Below are 20,293 nucleotides of genomic sequence, written 5' to 3' on the forward strand. Positions count from 1 at the left end.
ACATTCACCTTTTACCTTCCTTGTGTGTTAAGCCACTTTCTGACAACTTTTCGATTCGATAAAATGCTGTGCCTGCTCTGCATCAAACCACCACGGAGAGAAATTACGAGGGTCATCAAAGTTATTGGCAATCGTGGAGGCAATGGCTTGGTTTTGGCTTGCTGCGGCCAATACATCAATCATCTGTGGCTGAGGTGGAACCAGTAAGCTGTTGGTCCAAGCCACCACTTTTTCGGCATAAGACCAGTAACGTTCAAAGGTTTGTTGCATCCATTCAGGCGTAAAAGACTGCGTGTCATGCGCTAAAATGGCATCAAAATAAATCTTGCTGCATTTGGCGGCGTTGTTTGAACCTTGACCCGTAATCGGATCATTCACGACCAGCGCATCTGCCATACCAAACACCTGACGACCAGATGGTAGCGTCAGTATCGGTTTACGCACGCTCGGTGGGAAGCGTCCAGCCAAATAGCCGCCTGCATCGGTGATTTCAATATTTTCACAACGCTCAGCTTCCCAAGGCAGATAGGTATTGAGAATGTCTTTACTCATTTGCAAATGTTGCTCAGGCGTTTTGGCATCTTGCCAGCAGTCCATTGGCCCACCTGGAATCCCTTCGAACACCATAATTTCGCATGGGCCTGTCACGGTGAGTGCAGGGAAACAAAAGTACTCGCCAACGCCCGGAATCACATTAAAGGTCACCCGTGAATACGGCGACATCGGTTTCATCCCTGTGACATAAGTCAAAGCAAGCGCACGCTGTGGCTTATCGAATGTGCTGCGCTCATCATCACGCACAAACTGTTTCACCACTTCGCCCTTACCTGCTGCCAGCAACACCAGTTCATACTCGGTAGTCAGTTGTTCTAGTTCATCAATCCCAACATCCTGAATAATCAGTTTGCCACCGCGACGTTCAAACTCTTCAATCCAGTAAGGCATTTTTACGCGTTGATCCACCGATTGAGCATAACGCTCAAGACGTGCACTCCACGAAAATGCAGGTTTTCCTGTCTCTGGACTAACCAGGGTAAATCCAATTCCTTCAACAGCGGGACATTGCTCTTCCCAGAAGTTGAGCCCAACATCACGTTCAGTTTGCAAAGCGGTATGAAACATACACTGACTTGACATGACCTTACCCTGACGAATTTGGTCTGCGGTACGGTTGGTCACAATTGTGACATCATAACCTGTGTCTAACAGGCTTAAACCGAGCTGTAATCCAGACTGACCCGCTCCAACAATTGCTATACGACGCATCATGGTTCTCCCACATTTTTTTAAATCATTTAAGGTTTAAACATTGATTTGCTATTACGCTTCATTACTTAAGCGTGGAATAGCAGGTTGATTCCCTTCTGGCCCCATGACGGAGTAGCCTCCATCGACGGCATAATCAGCACCTGTCACAAAACTTGCGGCGGGTGAAAGTAAAAATAAAACAACATTGGCGACTTCTTCAGGATTGCCCAAGCGTCCAAGCAAGTGATAATCAGCTGCCACAGCGTCTGCCTTAGCTCGATTATTGCCACTCACTTCTGCAATGACACGTGACCATGTCCAGCCTGGCGATACCGAATTCACACGGATACCATCAGCTGCAAAATCCATCGCCATGGATTGAGTCAATTGGCGCATTGCCGCTTTTGAAACGGGATACAACCAACGGCCTGTTTGTGCAAATTTGGCAGAGATGGATGTGAAATTCACAATCGCCCCCTGATTAATTTTTAAATCTTGATAAAAAGCACGGGTCAATTCGACCGCCGACACCAGATTGACATCCAGTGCCTGTAACCAATCGCCACGTGAAGACTTAAAACCATCATCCAGATAGGTACAGGCCAGATTGACCAAGTAATCGACTTTTCCAAATGTTTCATGAATAGTCTTGACTGCACGGGCAATCGCGACATCACTGCTTAAATCGGTTTGAATAAATTGTGCCTGCCCGTTCATGGCATCAGCGACCTGTTGCCCCTGCTCGGCAATATCCAGAATCACAACTTTTGCACCCGCATTGACCAATGCTTGTACCACTGCCTGACCAATCAGTGTCGCACCACCACTCACCACGGCAATTTTTTGATTCAATTCAATATTCATCTCTTGCTCCTGATGATTCCTTTCAATCGTTAAATCGATTTGCCTTCGCTGCTCGACCAAGACGGCATTAAAGTATTGGATGGCATTTCCTCATCCAGCAGTTTTTGGGCAGTTTCAATACCAGCAACAGGTAGACCTTGAGGATTTAACAATCCGATCTGGACCAGAACAGAAGCCTGATCCCAATAAATATGTTCATGACAAAGCTTTGGACCACGGAACTGAATGACGCCTAGCATCGGGATTTCAACATATTTACCTGTCGGTGTAACTCCAGGAAGCAACCAGTCAATCTCACTGTCATGGGTAAAGCTCATAATGAATTCATCGACCACCTGCGTTGAACCGACGGTACGTGAGATCGACGTAATCTTCATATCTTGAGGGTTCTGATGCACAAAATGATATTGATAGAAACGCGCAAGCTGGCTATAACCAACACCACCCGTAAGTGTTGGAATATGATTGACATAGGGCTCGGCAACCATGGTCGCCATCGTGGCAGGCACATCACGCGTATCAAATTCGTGACGGATGTGCTCTTCCCATAAAGCAACTAAATCATAAACAGGCCCAATGGTTTGATGCAGTGCAGTGACACTGCGTTCATGGGCAAAACGTGCAGATGGCTTGTGATAATGCTCGCTATTTGGACGGGCAAAGGCATGATCTACGCCTTCGTAAACATAAGCATTGACATTGTTGTATTGTGCGGCAGCATCCAAAATCTGTTGACGTGCTTCTGGTGGGGTAAATTTATCCAGTTCTGCAATATGTAACACCATACGGCCTTTAACATTTGCAAGTTCATCTAGGGCCTTTTCGATTCCTACACCATAGTAACCGACGGCACAAGCCACCTCAGGAATACGACAGCCTGCCAGATAAGCCAGCTTACCGCCCAGACAATATCCCACCACCCCCAGGCCAGCATCGGCATCACAGCTTGCAAGTGTTTTTAAATAGTTCAAGGTCTCTCGAATATCCTCTACACCCAAGTTTTCATCAAAATTTTGATATAGCTCAAACGCTTTTTGAAAGTCCTGCTCGGTATAACCTAGCTCAATGCGCGGTGCAGTACGCCAGAACAAATCTGGCACAATAACGGTATAACCTTCTTCTGCCAGAAAATCTGCTTTGGCGCGCATGGCAGCGTTAACACCAAAAATCTCCTGACACAGTACAATTCCAGGACCTCGTCCACCTTCTGCAACTGCTAGATAAGCAACAAATGACGTCCCTGTTTGTGTTTTTACTTCAATATATTGACCTGCCATTTCACCCACTCCAGACCTAACTCTTGCAGTTATCATGTCTGTGAAAGGTGACTAGCGTCTGTCCAAAATCTGCGAGGATTATCCAGCTTCTGCGAAATGTTTCTTCAAAATGAAAAAAAACTTTCTAGAGTAAATTTTTTTGTTGTTATGACATAAAAGTGAAATCACACGGAAAATCTGGATGATAATATGGGCTCAAAGAATAGAGATTTCTGGCTAAAAAGCTTTAACTATTTTTAGATTCTAACGACGGCTGGTTTTAGCACTTAACAATTGAGCTTAATTGTTAGTATTTTCCCATTTGATTTTATGTTTAGTTTCAGTTGGAGTTTCTCCAAACTCATCACGATACTCTTGAGAAAAGCGTCCTAAATGATTAAAGCCCCAGTCATAAGCCAATTTAGAAATTGATAATTTTTTATTGGATGAACTCTTTAGAATTTTATATATTTGTTGCAAACGATATTTACGTAAGAACGCTAAAGGACTGGTTCCATAATAATGTTGAAATTCTTGGTATAATTTAGTTTTCGAGACGCCAGCGATACGATGTAAATCATCTGCACAAATATTTTCATGCGCATGTTGCCGGATAAATTCACATATTTTACGCAGATATTCTGGCTCATATTGATTGCATAAGGCACGAAGCATGCCAGAATAATTATTCTCTTGTGACAGTAGTAAAGCTTTAATCAAAAAATTTTCATAATCTTCAGACCAGAGCTGCATTCCCTGTACGCCCTTAAATTGGGCACGCAAGTTCAAAAAATTGTCAATATTTTTCCACCAGACAAAGAGCGAACTATCCACATTCAAATTCATTTCTGGATTAAAAAGAACGGGATAATCAAGCGGCTGATGTAAAAGCTCACCAAGTACTTGTTGCATACTATGTTCAGGAATCACAACCTGATATTTAATACAATCTTTATCAATAACCAAGTCTTGTAATTCATTATTTGAGAGGATTAATCCTTTGTCACAGTTAGAAATATATTCAGCGCCGCGCACATTTAGAACCTGTTTGCCTTGAACTGGCAGACTAATGCTATAAGCACGTAAGTTGGAGGTATTGATACATACATGGGCGCCATAGCTAATTTTGCCCATGGCCAAACGCTTATGTGGCAGACGAATACCTTCATAATGAAAATCTAATTTGTCTCGGCAGCTTGTTTCAAGCCGATGTTCACCACAAATGCTAGACATTAGATGATGTGCAAAATCTGCCTGACTCGAATAATGATTCAAATCCATCTCTTGGCTGAGTGATAACATACCTTTTTCACCTAGCTATACTTTAATTGTTTTCAAGCAATTCATATGCCATAGAATTACACATGTAAAAGCCCAACGGTTTTCCTTAACCTCAATGTCCAACACGACTTCAACGCAGTCTTGTTTTTTGTTAGTATAGCTCCTGATTCAAAAAATTTGAACCGATAGAAATGACAGCGTATTTAGTACTATTCTTGATACACTGTCATCACACTCTATTTTTGTCTCTGATGATAAACTGCTCTGGCTAAAGCTATTAACCAGGAAAGATACCACGTTCCTTACGTGCTTTTAAAATGCGCTCACAGGCCAGAATATAAGCGGCTGTACGCATCGTACAAGATTTTTCTTGGGCTTTTTTCCAGACATCATCCACAGCCTGAATCATTAATTTATCCAAACGTGCATTAATTTCGTCCTCAGTCCAGAAATAACTTGACATATCCTGTACCCATTCAAAATAACTGACGGTGACACCACCTGCATTACATAATACATCAGGAACTACAATGATATTTCGCTGCCCCAACACATCATCTGCATCTGGATACGTTGGACCATTTGCACCTTCTAACACTAGTTTTGCTTTCAGCGTTTGTGCACGTTCGGCTGTGATTTGACCTTCAAGTGCAGCAGGAACCAGAATATCCATCTCGACATTCCAGAATTCAGCATCCTCTATTTTGCTTGAATCTGGAAAGCCTGCAACACCACCTGTTTGTGCCACATGCTCTTGTAAACTTTTAACATCCAATCCGTCATCATTAAAGATTGTCCCTGTATGATCCTGTGCACAGACCACTTTGGCATTCGCTTTATTAAACAGATAAGCAGCTTCACTACCTACATTACCAAAGCCTTGTACAGCCACACGGCTATTTTCGATAGACAAATTAATCTTTTTCGCGACTTCAAGTCCAGTGACAAACACACCACGACCCGTCGCGCGTACTCGCCCGAGGGAACCTCCCAAATGGACAGGTTTACCAGTGACCACACCTGTAACCGTATGGCCTTTGATACTTGAATAGGTATCCATCATCCAGCCCATGATATCGGCATTGGTTCCTACATCTGGTGCAGGAATATCATTCTGTGGGCCAATAATCGGGCTAATTTCACTGGTAAAACGACGGGTTAAACGTTCCAGCTCTCGGGCTGATAGCTTTTTAGGATCAACTCGAATCCCTCCTTTTGCCCCGCCATAAGGTAAATTTAAAACTGCTGTCTTGATCGTCATCCATGCCGAGAGCGCCATCACTTCGTTGAGCTCAACATCTGGATGATAGCGAATCCCGCCTTTGCCTGGACCACGAGACAAATTATGTTGGACTCGGTAACCCTCAAAATGCTGGATCGCCCCATCATCCATCACAATCGGAACATCAACAATCAACGCTCTTTTTGGTCGCTTTAAGGTATTAATATAAGGAATGAGATCTGCTTCAAGATAAGGTGCAACACGATCTACCTGCGCCAAATAGGTTTGCCATGCACCATTATTTTCTATTTCATATGAAAGTGACATAATTATTTCCTATATATTATTTATTCATTCAATAAGTTTAAAAAAACTTAATTTTTCGATCATAGACACAAACGATTGATTTATTATTTTTTAATATAATCATAAGTATGTAGAATCACTTTGATCTTATAAATTTGTCATTTTTAAGTCAAATGAAATAAACTTTATCTTCTATTCCACACCAATACGCTCAAAAATTTTACTTTTCATTGACGTATTCAATACTTTCTAGTTATTCCCGACAGTTAACGACTGATCAGCAATGCATTTACATCCACATGACAAAGGTGAATTGTGTTGCGCGGCAGCTTTCCCCATCACCAGCATATGATTATCGCCAGCAATAATCGTTGCGACAGTCTTGTGTGTTGGACACGTGGCTTTATCTCCAACACATGCAATCGCTTTGCCATTAATCAGAAAACGACGATTGGCAGTAATGACTTTACCACCGCCTGTAGTGGGTGATCCAATGGTAATATATGGACGGGACATAAGGTTTCCTTATCTGATTTAAAACCGTTTTATAGGACTTCAAATTCGATTCGTCGATTTTTACGGCGCCCTTCTGCTGTTGTATTGTCTGCAACAGGCTTATTTGAACCTACACCTTCCGTGCTTAGATTATCTGAAGATATATTTTTAGTGATCAGATAATTTTTTACAGCCACTGCACGTTCCTGGCTGAGTACCAAGTTTTTCGAGGCATCTCCTGAACTGTCAGTATGCCCAATGATTTTAACTTTCTTGCCCCCCACTTTCTTCAAAGCGGCTGCCATTTCATCCAGGATCTGCTGGCCTGATGCAGTGAGAATTGCGCTACCAGATTCAAACTCAATAATCCGATTTTTTAGTGCATCATCAACAATCTTTTGTTCAGCCTGATTGATTGTAAGCTGAGAATTAAAGCGATAAGGAGGCTGAACCAGTGACTGAAATTGACTGATAGTCGGTTGAATATCATTCGGATTACTCATTTTTCCAGTTAATTCAACTTGTGTTCCACGTACCGTAAGTTTGCCTTGTTTGACTTTTTTCAAATCAGGACTAATCACTTGCGTTACAGAGTCACTCCAGCCATAAGGTGCAGATACAGGACGCACCTGTACTTTATCAACGACTTGGTCTGCACCATATACCGCCTGCATTTTTTGTAGAATCGCTTGTTTGGATGCTTCATTTGGAACCACCCCCTCAACAATGATCGGCTGAGCAAATACAGATGTCAGTGATAACCAACCACTTACGAATATGCATAATTTTAATTGTGTCGCATGTCTAGTTTTCATAATTATTCGTCTAAAAAAGTTTGCCGAAAAAGTTTCAATCCCTGTAACAGACTCAGTTGTCTTTGACATAAAGATTGCTCCAGAGTTGCCAACCCTGCATTCTGTTCTAAATAGGTATCAATCCACTGTGCATCGACCAATGAAACCCAGTGTGAGCCTTGCATATTTTGTATGAACAAATCACTCAAAGCCACAATGTCTGCACCTTGAAAACCAAACAATAATACGGGTTGCTCTCTGTGTAATAATCCAATCAAAACTTCTGTATTGTCTTTTTGCAGAAAACGTCCAATCAGACTGACCCAAAATGCAGCAATTTCATAACAATACATCGGATTATTGAGCGGTAAAATCAGAACCTTATTGAGCTGACTGGTACCATTTTTCAAAATTGGTTGTAACAATAAACCCAGCCCAATCATACTTTGTACCAGCTGATAGACATTCAGTTTCATTAGTTGTGCAAATGAATGCATTGTATGATTTTCATAAAAACTGCTAGATTCAGTCGTGGTAAAAACTTGAACCTGCGGCGATAAATGATTGAGCTTTTCTAACAGAATAGAAGGTTCCTGAATGGTTTTAAGAACCTTATTTTTTTGATATAAATCGACCAGCACCATTTTATAACGATAAGGTGCAAACAGCATGTTTTCATAAGGCTGCTCGACATCCAGTAAGTGTCCAAGCACCATAGGAAATGGTCGCCCTGAACTATCTCGACTGGTAATTAAATTTGCAGCGAGAAACATCTTCTCCTGAGGATTTGCAATAAAAAAGTCCAATGCTGGAAAGCTTGCATAAGCTTCCCGAAACTGATCTTTTTGCATTGCATGTTCTAAAGCTTCGGTAATCCACTGATCAATCAGTTGAATCAGCGTATGCTGCCCTTTGCTTTTGAGAAAATCACCTCTGGCTGGACTTTTTCCATAGTATAAAGGCGTTGTATTTATCTGTTGCACATCACCCCCCCTACTATTTTTAGATCTTCATTCCAAAACATTAGCGCTCTCCCACAGGTGGCGGTGTTGTCACTGCTGGCTGATTCTGCGCCTGACCCACAGATGATGCTGGTGCTGGTTGTGCAGCAACCACACGTACGGCTTTAGTGGTAGTGACCTTATCCACCAGTTGTAAACCTGCATAACCACGACTTGATCCAATATTGCCTGAATGGTTACCACTAATCAGACGGAAATTGACTTTGACAAATAGATTCGGATCCGCCTTGCTTTTCCAGATCATCTCAAAGCTGCCATTTTGTTCTTTACGTTGAGCACTATCAATCAAACGGTTAATTCCGTATTCACCTGGCTCATCAAATATCGTATGTGTTTTGCCTTGTAAATCTACTGCCGTGATTCGTGCACCAGGAATTGCACCCTGATTTGGCCAGACAAAATTTACCCATTGCTGAATGCCGTTTTCATAGGTCATACGCTGTCCATCAATATCGATGGAATATGAAAGTAACTGCGGATTTTGTAATGGATAAAACTGGAAATTGGATTGATTGGCCGCAGGTGCAGCTGCTGGTGCCTGATTTAACTCTCCCGTTGCCATACCATTGGTTGGTGCGACATAACGCTGAAAGTTCATTACAAATTGTGGATTTAAACTAATTCCCAGATCTTTCCATGTTTTAGAGGTTAAGGTATAACCACGACGAATCACCAAAGGATCAAGATTTTCTTTTACAAATCGGGCAATACTGCCATTCTCACCAAAAATTTGTCCAATTTCGGCGCTGGTCGCTTGCAAACTCGCAGAAGAATTAAATGGATACTTTTGGCTTAAATTGGTCGTAAATGGTTGATAAGCCTGCATCACCCACAGCTTATTCATTTCATCTTGAGCAGGAATGATAAGGCTATCAAATGACTGAGTCAGCGGAGCGCCAAGAAAACGCTGCAATAATTGCTGATCCAACTCACCTACTCCCACAGACATTTTTTCATCAATAATTTTCTGTGTTGTATTAAACACCGAATTCTGATCATTAATAGTCTGTTTCACCAGTGCCATTGCGCTCGGACCAATTTCACCTGCATTTTTCAATTCATTAAATTTACTTCGTACTTGTGCCAGACTTTCCATATATTCATCCAGCAAGGACTTGTTTTGCTGGTCATCACGCTTGCGTACCAACTGATAAAACATTTGATACTGTTGCGAAATTTGTCCCTGAGCTTTGGCCATCGCTTGTTGCTTGAGCTTCTGATCATCCCGATTGAGAACTTTACGCTTAAACCAAGCGACAAAACCTTTTTGAGGTGCTGCAAGTTCTGCTTGAACAACAGGGTTGTCCCAGTTGGTTTCTATTGCGACACGATCAAGCAAGGTTCGAATTGGTGAGTTTTGAGGCTCTCCCAATGCATCAATATTTTTAACCTGCTGGGCAAACTGAGCAGCTTTGGCATAATGAATACCATTTAAGAACTTGCGCCATTCTTCAATATATTCCTGTTTATAGAGTGCTGTTAATTGTTTGCGAATCTGATCTGGACTACCAGAAAAGGTTAAATCATCTGACTGACGGCTATTGAGTACCCAATCCTTGCTATCGGTTGGTTTATTTGCTGCATCTTCAATAGCCTGATCGACATAATCTGTCCATGCCTTGTGCGTGAACATGCCTGGTAAAGCATAACTTCCCAGAATGATTCCTTTACTCGACTCTCCAACAATTTGGGTGACCGTTACGGCTGGATATCTGACCGCAGCACGCATTTTAATTTCATTATAAACACGGTCTCGTGCTGGCATGCCACGAATCACCGACAATAAAACTTGTCGGGTTTGATCTACCAGTTGGCTATCTGCCTGCAAAACAGGAAATTGGGTATCAGATGATAAAGTCATCGCATAAGATAAAATCTGCTCTGCTTTTTGAATCATTTCACCACGTGGCATTTGTCCTTTATTGGCATCCAGCCATGAACGCCAGAAGCGTGTCACCTGATCGCTTAAATGACTCGATTCACGATATTGCGGATTGCTCATCATCAAATAAGCCTTCAGGGCATTATAAGCGTCCTGAGGATTACTATCAGATGGCTCTAGATATTGCTGGGTCTTGGCAACTTGCTTAATTTCAACATTAGAATGATTGGCCTTGAGTGTTTCTTCATTTCCTTTTACCCGTTGCAAGTATTGGGCAATATTTTGCTGGGTTGGTGTTAACACAATTTGACGGATACCCTTAAGATATTCAGTCTTGAGTTGTTCACGTAAGTGATTGCCCTGATAAAGACCAAAGCTGAATTTAAGTGGTCGATGTTCATCAAATTCATCTAACTGTTGTAAGCGCTCTTGTAAAATAAGCAAGGCATCAAGCTGTGTTGATAATTGTTGACCAGAAACTTTTTCCAGTTGTACCACTTTATTCAAATCGGCTTGAACATCTTGAATCAGTTGTTGGTTATTACGATACGACCAAACCCAAACACCTAAAATGATGGATACCCCTACCAACGATCCAATAAAGGCAATATGACGCTTGCGTTTTTTGGCAGGATTGATATGTTGTTTCACCAACTCCTTATCTTTTAAGATGACATCAGAAAACAGTCCTTTGAGAAAATAGCCATGATTTTGTCCGTGTGCCCTATGCTGGTTTTGCTGATCAGAATTTTCAATCGGATGTAGATGAAACTCCTGAGCAATCTGCTCAGTCATTGGACTTTCAACAATCCCTTCTTGTAATGCACTCGTGAAATAAAATCCTCTAAATACAGGCTGGAACTGATAAGGATTATCTTCAAATAATGTTGAAACAAAACTTCTTAATGCTGGTTTAAGCGTTTTAAACTCTAGCGGAAAGGTCATGACACTTGGAGAAATATTTTGAGCATGGCGACGACTCAAATGCGTTGTACTAACCCCTTTAAGCCCTTCATACAAAATCGTGTAATGTTGCTCAAATAAATCGACGGCATTTTGCGAGGAATTTTGCTCATAAGGCAAGGTGGCTCCCCATGCCTGATTGTATTCTTGTGCTTCGTAGCATTCGAAAAACTCGGTAAAGCCTGCAATCAAGTCCATTTTGGAGAATACCAAATACACAGGAACAATCACTTCCAGTTTTTCAGTGAGATCCTGAATACGGGCGCGCAGATTTTTGGCAAGTTTTAAGGAGCTTTCTGGACTTTGACTAATCAATTCCGCGATGCTCACAATAACAATCAAACCATTCACAGGTGCTTTTGGTCGATTCTTTTTGAGTAAGTTCAAGAATCCGAGCCATTCAGAATGATCTTCTGAGTAAACAGAATATCGACCTGCGGTATCCAGCAATACACCATCTGTTGAAAAAAACCAGTCACAGTTACGCGTACCACTTAACCCAGCAGAAACCATTTTTTGATGACTTTCTTCAAATGGAAACTTTAAGCCCGAATTGTAGATTGCAGAGCTTTTTCCTGCCGCTGGATTTCCAATCACCATATACCAAGGCAATTCGTAAAGTGCAGCATTGCCCTTTTTATCTCCAAGACGAGATTTACGGATGAGCTGCACAGATTCTTTCATTTGCTGCTGGATTAAACTGAGCTCTTCTTTATTTTTATGAAGTCCACTTTCTACTTCAATATCTTTTTCTATGGCTTGTGCAAGTTGCTCACCTTGCTGTGCATGACGACGTCGCTGAATGAGCCAATAAATACCATAGGCTAAAATCCCCAACAGATATAATGCCACCAATATCCAGAAAATATGTCGAGGAATAGACGAGTATGCTGAAATCAGCGCAACCAGCAACGACAATGCAATGATTGCTTTAGGATTGGTGATGTACTGCCACAAGTAGCCTAAAATTGTATACATCGGTTTCTCGTTTTAAATTTAAAATAAAGTAATGTCATGCTGCCTCTTCTTCTTGCTCTATTTCCGAGATTGCATTCTGAACAACAGTGAATGTCGAAAGCGCGTGACGACTAAAAATAAATGCAACAGATTGATCTATCGTTTGCAAAGCCAGCATTGCACCATAAATTTTACTGACCTGCTGAGTATGTCCAATTAGCGAACATGCATATAGATAATGATGTGGCTCGATGGAGGTTCGATTAAAATGCTGATCAAGTGATTTCGACATCCCGAAATCGGCCGCTTGTTCAAGAATAAAAACAAAAGGCTGCTCATCTTGATATTGTGGCAAATCATGCAATTGCAGATGGTTTAATGCCAAAGCAGTATCTGAATGATTGGTGCAGAGTTTTAACTGTTTTAAGGGTTGCAGTGAATTTATCAATACTGATTCAGCAGCTAGACAACAACTGGCAATAAATTCTGATGGAATATAATTCTGATGTTGCCAGAATCGTTCTTCAATCAGCTCCTGATCAATTTCAGAATCGACTGAAACAACTAAAGTCACTTCATCTGTTTTTATCGCAATACGCTTTAATAGCTCGTTCCATTCAGTATAAGCAGACACAGCACTGACAAATTGATATTCAATGAATATTTTTTCTGGAATAAAACCTAGCTGTATAAGTTGCTGATTTAGGAAATCATTATTTTCATCATCATTCCAAAAATGCAGCAAATCTTCTGGTAAAAAAATGTGTACATTCAAACGTGTTAGTTGTGAAACTGGTTCTGGAGCAGTTTGAGAGGAATCTTCTTCTTGATCAGTATATTGCTCATTGATCCAGGCGGGATGCATCCGATAAGCCTGTACATGTTCTGTCTCATAAAACAAGCTAGAATGCTTTAAATGCTCTGCAATGTTTAATAAGGTCATGTGTTGTTGTTGGATTTGTTGAGTTATCAACGCACGGATTCGTTGCTGACGCGCTGAATACTCGGTTTCGTTTTGTTCTAGGGTTAAATCTGTAATCCGATATGACAAGATTGGAAGACCATATGCGTTGACCAGTTCGGTATCCAACTGTGGACTTTGATAGTCCATTATTGCGTCCAGAAGCTCGTTATTCTCTCCAGCAGTTGCAAAGGCATAACTCGAAAAAACGTTAAGTGTAATCCACTCAGGCGTAGTTTCAGATGCTATTTCAGACTTTTCAGGCGTTATTTCTTTTTGTATAGCAAGCTCTTGCTGACGTTGCCGATAAGCACGATATGCTTTAAACAACAACCATGGTGCCAGTAAAACACTGCCAAGAACCAGTGGTAGTATCACCAAATAAAGCCAGATATCTTGAGCACTTGGATCAAACTGGCTATCTTTCCAATACACAATCATGACACTGGTGACCACTACCAAAACCAGTACCAGAACAGATATAATCTTTTTAATCATGCTACGGCTCCTATCAGCGAATAACACGTATCTTGATTATCCTGATTGGAAGCCTGAGAAGTCAGAAAAACACCCTGTCCCAATCCCATTTGATGGACTGAATCCAGACAAAAAGGTTGTACATCATCCTGATCCAGAATTAAGCGTAGATCGACCAGTAAAGTGGGACTACACCATGTTGCTAAAATATGCTTAAGCTGTGTACTCGCGCGCCCACTCGGTAAAAAGTCTAAGTATTGTTTACGTTTTAAAGGGCCAATCTGAATTTCAATTTTTCCATCAATCTGTTCAATTGTATCGCCACAAAAAGTATTGATACCAAGCAAACTGGGTTGTGCCCCTCCCAAACAGGTTTTTTGTTCGTCACTTAAATAAAATTTTTCTCGAATAAACTCTTTAACCATCACTTTTTGCTTAAAAATACATGTCAACATTGTAGTTAAGGCATGTGCAGTATTATTTTGTCCCTGCATTAGTCCTGCAAATTCAGCAAAATACTCATCTAATTCGTTGTGCTGATGATGTGATGAAATATATCCATTCAAGGCATGTAAAATATTTAAATAATGATTTTCTTGCTCTACCTCATAACGTACAGGTAGATGATGAACCAAACTAGCATCGACATACTGTACAGTTAAAGTGTGATTAAACAGACCTAAAAATGCCTGAATCTCACGGCGTTGCTGACGTGAACTTTGCTTGAGTTTATTGGTATAGGTATAAGGCAAAGCCCCTTGTGTTCCAGTTAAACCGACTACTAGACTAGTCATCTCAATCCGCTCATCGCTTTGAGCAAGATGCTCGATTTCAGTCTTGGGAAAACTAAGTGCTAAAGAGGAACCAAATTGGAACTCACTGGCCCACTGAGTTTGATCCATGTGATAAGGTACATGACGTAATAATCGTGTTGCCTGAATAAACTCAAATCTGCCAAATTGCCGAAACAAATGATCGGTTACAGAAGTGTCTTGCCACCAACGTTCTGTACGCATTGGTATAACTCCTGTTGACGAACACTATCCCGAATCACCACATCTACAAAACTGTTCATTTGAACTTTAAGATTTAAAATGTGACTCACTAATTGACTAAAAATATAAACACTATGACCTCTAAAGACTGATGTATCGATACTTATCTCGGCCTTGACCCCACGAACAAACATTGGAAACGGTTTGGCTTCAACTAGCTTGTGCGTCAGACTAAAATTCAATTGTTTGATCGCATCAATCAATAAATGATTCTCTTTAGAACGTGGCAAATTATATAAAGCCAACAGCTCTTTTAAATGAGACAAACTTTCCCCTTTCATCAGTGCCAAAGTATTTAATGAAAGATGGGAGATAATTCTCCACTGCTCATTTTTATGTTGCTCAAACTGATAAGGCAGTGTTGGTCTCTTTAACACTACAGCGCGGCGCGCAAGATTACTGTCATTTAAATTGAGCGAAGTGTGAGTCTGCCCAAGCACTTCATACGGTAAATCCCGATTAGAACAAAGTAATTGAGTACTTACAAAATCAGAAGTGGTGTTATAGGGTTCAAGCTGTTTAGATACAATGGAAAAACGAGTTTCTACATGATGTTTAGTCAGCTTCTGCTGATGTAATGCATAGAAAAACTTAACCTGATGATCATGATAGTGACTCATTGCAAAAAAGGGTAAAACAGGAACAATCGCTTGCTCTTGATGTGTTTTTTCACGAATCATTTGCATATCAATGATGGAATACACCTGATAAGCATCAGGATAATGTGCATCTGTGATTAACGGATATTCAAGCTGTTGATGATTGATTTTTTGCGGTTCGGCCTGCTTTTCAAATAAATTAATCACTGGTGTAGTAAAAAGCTTAAAATTTTCGACATCAAGTTCTGAATAATTACGCACACTTGCAGGATCATTCAGATTAAGTTTTAGATGAATTAAAAGCTCAAACTCAGTTTGGGTAGTGATGAATGCCTTAAGCTGTGATAAATTCAAATTCAAATAATTGAATTTTTCAGGGAAACAAAAATACTCCATCAATAAGCGATAAGCATGATGGGTATGCTGGTCAAGTGGGAGTAATGCCTCAGCTTCTGAAAAACCCATCATTTCAAATGGATTATTAATATCAAAAGATTGATGCCCTACACGCAGAGAAAAACGAGTTTCTTTTTTAAAAATTTGATCAAGAAGTTGTAAAGGAAAATTAGAGATCGCATCTAAATAGATAGGTAATTTTTCTTGATATAACCAAGATTGTAAAGGATTGAGTAAGCTAAAATGAAAATTCAGGCTCGCATTTTGTGTGAGATGTGCATGCGTATGTTGTAAGGTCTTAAATTCAAGTTTGACCAGACTAATCGGCAATAATCGAACCTCATAAGCCGTATTAAACTCACATTGAACGCCTTTAAAGCTTCTTGATTTAAGTTTCGTTTGCTTTGGAATAATATGTGGCTCTGTCAATTGTTTTAATTTTTGCAAATCTTCAAAACTGACCACACTACACGCAGGAAAATGTCTTAAATACTGTGGAAACATCACCTCAAATAGAGAACGTGTAAAAAAATCATAACTATCAGCAATTTTTTTATCGATTCGGGCTGCAATTAATGAAAAGGCCTGAATTAGACGCTCAATATGTGGATCGTCAATTTGTTCCTGATTTAAAGCCAAACGCTGTGCAATTTTAGGATATTTCAGCGCAAATTCACGTGATTGCTGACTAAACTCTTGAAGCTGTTTTTCATAATAAGGCAAAAGTTCTTCGATCACAGCAACTCCACTTAAGTCTGGGCAGAAATGACATATTGTTGTGTTGTCGGCTTTAACAACGCATCAAAAACAACAGGTTCATAGAGTGGATGAATATTAAGATAGGCCTGAATACTCAAACACAGCGCCCCCATATTGTGTCCATCCAGTAGCATTTCAACTTTTACCTGTTTTAATCGAGGCTCATGTGCAGCAATCGATTGCTCGATAGACTGACAAATTTTTTCTCGATCCATCGGATTGGCTGTCGATAATCCTACAAAATCAATGATCCCAAATTGCAAAATAGACTGACGCGCCAGAGGATAATTAACCAGTACATCATCCATTTTAGCCACACGACTATTTAAGAGATCTTCCAGATCCCGTGCGACGGATTCACGCAACTGATGAATAGATAAACCTTTTAGATCTTCATATTCAGGCGTGAGTCGATCAAACAATGTTGACCTAAATCCAAAAGGATACAAATGATCGAGATTCATAACTTCAAATTCTTAAACTTAATAAAGCGCAATAATGTATTGCGCTTTATTAAATCCATCAAAACATGATTACGCAGCGTAAGATGCAGTGTTATTTGAAAGAGACCATTTTTTAGTCACAGCACCTTTAGCAGAACCGTTAATGTCTTGCTGGTTATAAGTCCACTCAACTGCAGCATATTTCAAACCAAACACTTCAGTAGGTACACCCTCTTCATTTACAGTCGGAGTTACACTTGAAACTAAAACATGTTTGAGTTTGATTTGAAGGTACTTGATACGTTTATCACCATTGGCACGATAAAAATCGATCTGTACTTCATCAAAGGTATAACCTGCAGAGCATGCTTCCCACAGTTTAGGGCTGGTTGCATCCAAATCTTTAACAAAAAGCATATCTGAATGCTCAACACGTTCAGCAGTGTGACCACCTACGCTACTTGAAGTTGCAGATTTTGGCTGGCGAATATTATGCGACCACGAGTTGACTTCAAGCCAGTCTTTGTGCTCAGAATCACGTGACTCACCATCAACCTTATATTTACCTCGAAATTGAACGTATATATCTTTCATTTCAAAATTATCCTATTTTAATTTAACGTTATTATGAGCTGCACTCTAGTTAGAGGACTGCGGAAGTTCCGTCACCAGTCTTAAAGAAACTGACAACTCATCCAGCTGGAAATGCGGTCTTAAGAAGACCACAGATTTGTAGTGACCAGGCTGTGCTGGGTCTTCTACAACCTTTACGGATGCCTCACGAAGTGGATACTGGGCTTTGGCTTCCTGTGAAGCACCATCATCAAGCAATACATATTGAGACAACCATTCATTCAAGAATGCTTCGACATTCCCTGCTGAAGCGAAACTTCCGACTTTATCGCGCATCATTGCTTTTAAATAATGTGCAATTCTGGATACCGCCATAATATATTGAATCTGGCTAGACAATGCCGAATTGGCATTGGCAGTATCACTGTCATATTTTTTTGGCTTCTGTGTCGATTGCGCACCGAAGAAAGCGGCATAATCGGTATTTTTACAATGAACGAGTGGAATGAAACCCAAATCACTCAGTTCTTTTTCACGTCGGTCAGTAATTGCAATTTCTGTTGGACATTTGAACGCCACCTCACCATCGTGAGTCTTAAAGGTATGTACAGGTAAGCCTTCAACTAAACCACCACCTTCGACACCGCGAATCGCAGCACACCATCCATGCAAATCAAAGGCATTGGTTAAACGTGTACCAAATGCATAAGCAGCATTCATCCATAGATATTCATTGTGATCCTGACCAGTCACATCCTCTATAAAATTGAAACCTTCTGTTGCGGTTCCTTCTTTAGGATGATATGGCAAACGACCCAGCACGCGCGGCATGGTCAATGCGACATAACGTGCATCTTCACTGTCACGGAAAGATCGCCACTGCACATATTCGGCTGTTTCAAAAATTTTGGAGACGTCACGCGGACGGTCGATATCGGTATAACTTTCCAGACCAAACATGCTTGGATCTGCCGCCGAAATAAACGGCGCATGAGCAGCAGCAGCAACATGTGAGATTTGCTCAAGCAAATACATATCTGATGGGGTACGATCAAATTCAAAATCACCAATCAGTGCAGAATAAGGGGCTCCACCAAAGGAACCATATTCTTCTTCATAAATTTTTTTAAACAAAGTGCTCTGATCGAAATCTGTTGCACCCTGAAAATCTTTGACCAGTTCTTTCTTGGTGGTGTTCAGCATCCGAATTTTAATCAGCGGATTTGAAGGTGTTTCCTGACAAAAATAATATAAGCCGCGCCATGTCGATTCAATTTTCTGAAACTTTTCATGGTGCATGATCTGACTTAACTGTGCTGAGATAAGAGCATCAATTTCAGCAATACGCTTATCAATCGACAAAGTCATATTTTCCGAAACAGTAATTGTTCCAGCCATCACCTCTTTTGCCAACTCGCCGATCAGGTTCTTAGCCCGAACATGCTCTTCATCATTTCGGGCAATTCGACTCTGCTCAACAATCGAATCAAGCAACGTCGTATTTTCAGGTTCAAGTGCAGTATTATTTGCGAGTTGAGGATTATTCATGATCAACCTCCGCACTGAGTTTACGTACTTGATCCGTATTTTTTAGAACCTCATCCAGCAAGTCTTCTAGACGCTCGTTATTAGAAATTTTATTGCGCAAGTCTGTCAGTCTTTCACGGGCTTCTACCAATTTACGTAATGGCTCTACCTGCTGTGTAATTTGTTCAGGACTAAAATCCTGCATTGAATTAAAGGTTAAATCCACGTTCATGCGTCCGCCTTCCTCTGTCAGTGTATTTTCGACATCAAAAGCGGCTCGTGGAGCCATAGACTGCATAACATCGTCGATATTATCCAAATCAACATTAATAAATTTTTTATCTTTAAGTTTGGTTTTTTCAAGCTCGGATGCAGCCGAAAAATCCCCCATTACACCCACGACAAATGGTAATTCCTTCGCCTCTTTACCATCACCAATTTCAACATCATAGGTGAGCTGAACACGTGGTGGTCGAATGCGCTGAAGCTTTTTTTGAACGCTTTCTCTTTTCGCCATGGTCAATTTTCCTGTGTAATTACTTTAAAGATTCAAATGGATTGGTACTCGATTTATTTGCTGCAGCAGCAGGTTTTGGGGTTGCAGCAGGTGTTGTAGATCGAGGTTTACTCGTGGTTTTTGTTGTACGTTTAGTATTTGATGAAGCAACATTGGAACGGCTTGAACGAGATTGAGATTTGATCGATTCATCCGTAATTGCTTTCGAATTTGAATGCATGGTTGGCGCTGGAACAGAAGCTTTAATCGCGTCCGCAAACTCTTTGGCAGGTGGATACGTCACATCCTCGCTTAAATAACGCATTTCGTTATTCCGCATTTCTTTCAAGCTGCTATTTGCAATAGATACGCTTGAGAGAAAAATAACATCTGTCAGCATATTTCCACGTACATTTTGCTGTTTTAAATTATTTGCGAGATATAACGCATTCATATTCTGGCCAAGCTGATGAAAACGCATTGCAGCTTGTGCCAATAAATCATTTTTGTTACTGGCATTTTTCTTGTCACATACCTGAGAATAAATACCCAATAACTCTGGATCAGTTTGGCCAGAAACTTGGGGATAATCGCGTATACAGCTTTTTTTTAACTTAATACTTTCTTCAGCAGCATGAGCAAAATTTAAAAATGATAAGCCAACTAAAATCGCTGAAAATACAATACTTTTTCTCAAAATATGCCTCTTAATCATTT

General features: G+C 40.6%; 17 protein-coding genes. All 17 read right to left on the bottom strand.

Features of this window, described 5'->3' with window-relative positions:
* Positions 1 to 27: 27 nt before the first annotated feature.
* Complete coding sequence (locus F952_RS13915; RefSeq protein WP_004928964.1) at positions 28 to 1,266, bottom strand: styrene monooxygenase/indole monooxygenase family protein; 1,239 nt, start codon at positions 1,264 to 1,266, stop codon at positions 28 to 30.
* A gap of 54 nt (positions 1,267 to 1,320) precedes the next feature.
* Positions 1,321 to 2,112, bottom strand: coding sequence for an SDR family oxidoreductase (locus tag F952_RS13920; protein ID WP_004928967.1), 792 nt, complete (start codon positions 2,110 to 2,112; stop codon positions 1,321 to 1,323).
* A 29-nt stretch (positions 2,113 to 2,141) separates the two neighbouring features.
* Entirely contained in the window at positions 2,142 to 3,389 is a 1,248-nt protein-coding gene (locus F952_RS13925; RefSeq protein ID WP_004928970.1) for a dienelactone hydrolase family protein, read from the bottom strand.
* A gap of 279 nt (positions 3,390 to 3,668) precedes the next feature.
* Positions 3,669 to 4,670 (bottom strand): AraC family transcriptional regulator, encoded by a 1,002-nt coding sequence (locus F952_RS17260; protein ID WP_004928972.1) that lies wholly within the window; start codon positions 4,668 to 4,670, stop codon positions 3,669 to 3,671.
* A gap of 256 nt (positions 4,671 to 4,926) precedes the next feature.
* Complete coding sequence (locus tag F952_RS13935) at positions 4,927 to 6,201, bottom strand: Glu/Leu/Phe/Val family dehydrogenase (protein WP_171056930.1); 1,275 nt, start codon at positions 6,199 to 6,201, stop codon at positions 4,927 to 4,929.
* A gap of 225 nt (positions 6,202 to 6,426) precedes the next feature.
* Positions 6,427 to 6,693, bottom strand: coding sequence for a PAAR domain-containing protein (locus tag F952_RS13940; RefSeq protein ID WP_004928977.1), 267 nt, complete (start codon positions 6,691 to 6,693; stop codon positions 6,427 to 6,429).
* Positions 6,694 to 6,722: 29 nt separating this feature from the next.
* Positions 6,723 to 7,487, bottom strand: coding sequence for an OmpA family protein (locus F952_RS13945; RefSeq protein WP_004928979.1), 765 nt, complete (start codon positions 7,485 to 7,487; stop codon positions 6,723 to 6,725).
* 2 nt (positions 7,488 to 7,489) lie between these two features.
* Positions 7,490 to 8,449 carry a type VI secretion system-associated protein TagF gene (tagF, locus tag F952_RS13950; RefSeq protein WP_004928987.1) on the bottom strand — a complete coding sequence of 320 codons (960 nt, stop codon included), beginning with the start codon at positions 8,447 to 8,449 and terminating at the stop codon, positions 7,490 to 7,492.
* Positions 8,450 to 8,489: 40 nt separating this feature from the next.
* Positions 8,490 to 12,311, bottom strand: coding sequence for a type VI secretion system membrane subunit TssM (gene tssM, locus F952_RS13955; RefSeq protein WP_004928993.1), 3,822 nt, complete (start codon positions 12,309 to 12,311; stop codon positions 8,490 to 8,492).
* 34 nt (positions 12,312 to 12,345) lie between these two features.
* Complete coding sequence (locus F952_RS13960) at positions 12,346 to 13,749, bottom strand: hypothetical protein (protein ID WP_004928997.1); 1,404 nt, start codon at positions 13,747 to 13,749, stop codon at positions 12,346 to 12,348.
* A complete protein-coding gene (gene tssG / locus F952_RS13965) occupies positions 13,746 to 14,744 on the bottom strand; it encodes a type VI secretion system baseplate subunit TssG (RefSeq protein WP_004928999.1) in 999 nt (332 codons plus the stop codon). Before tssG ends, F952_RS13960 begins: the two co-directional genes overlap by 4 nt.
* Entirely contained in the window at positions 14,708 to 16,516 is a 1,809-nt protein-coding gene (tssF, locus tag F952_RS13970; RefSeq protein WP_004929001.1) for a type VI secretion system baseplate subunit TssF, read from the bottom strand. Before tssF ends, tssG begins: the two co-directional genes overlap by 37 nt.
* Before the next feature lie 11 nt (positions 16,517 to 16,527).
* Positions 16,528 to 17,001 (bottom strand): type VI secretion system baseplate subunit TssE, encoded by a 474-nt coding sequence (gene tssE / locus F952_RS13975; protein WP_004929004.1) that lies wholly within the window; start codon positions 16,999 to 17,001, stop codon positions 16,528 to 16,530.
* 69 nt (positions 17,002 to 17,070) lie between these two features.
* Complete coding sequence (locus F952_RS13980) at positions 17,071 to 17,574, bottom strand: Hcp family type VI secretion system effector (RefSeq protein ID WP_004929007.1); 504 nt, start codon at positions 17,572 to 17,574, stop codon at positions 17,071 to 17,073.
* Positions 17,575 to 17,619: 45 nt separating this feature from the next.
* On the bottom strand, positions 17,620 to 19,101 hold the full coding sequence (gene tssC, locus F952_RS13985) for a type VI secretion system contractile sheath large subunit (RefSeq protein WP_004929011.1): 1,482 nt from the start codon (positions 19,099 to 19,101) through the stop codon (positions 17,620 to 17,622).
* Entirely contained in the window at positions 19,094 to 19,597 is a 504-nt protein-coding gene (tssB, locus tag F952_RS13990) for a type VI secretion system contractile sheath small subunit (protein ID WP_004929014.1), read from the bottom strand. The genes tssC and tssB overlap by 8 nt, the downstream gene beginning before the upstream one ends.
* Before the next feature lie 19 nt (positions 19,598 to 19,616).
* Entirely contained in the window at positions 19,617 to 20,273 is a 657-nt protein-coding gene (locus F952_RS13995) for a hypothetical protein (RefSeq protein ID WP_004929016.1), read from the bottom strand.
* Positions 20,274 to 20,293: the final 20 nt, after the last annotated feature.

It is taken from the genome of Acinetobacter baylyi DSM 14961 = CIP 107474, from assembly GCF_000368685.1.
In the GTDB taxonomy this organism is placed as follows: Bacteria; Pseudomonadota; Gammaproteobacteria; order Pseudomonadales; family Moraxellaceae; genus Acinetobacter; species Acinetobacter baylyi.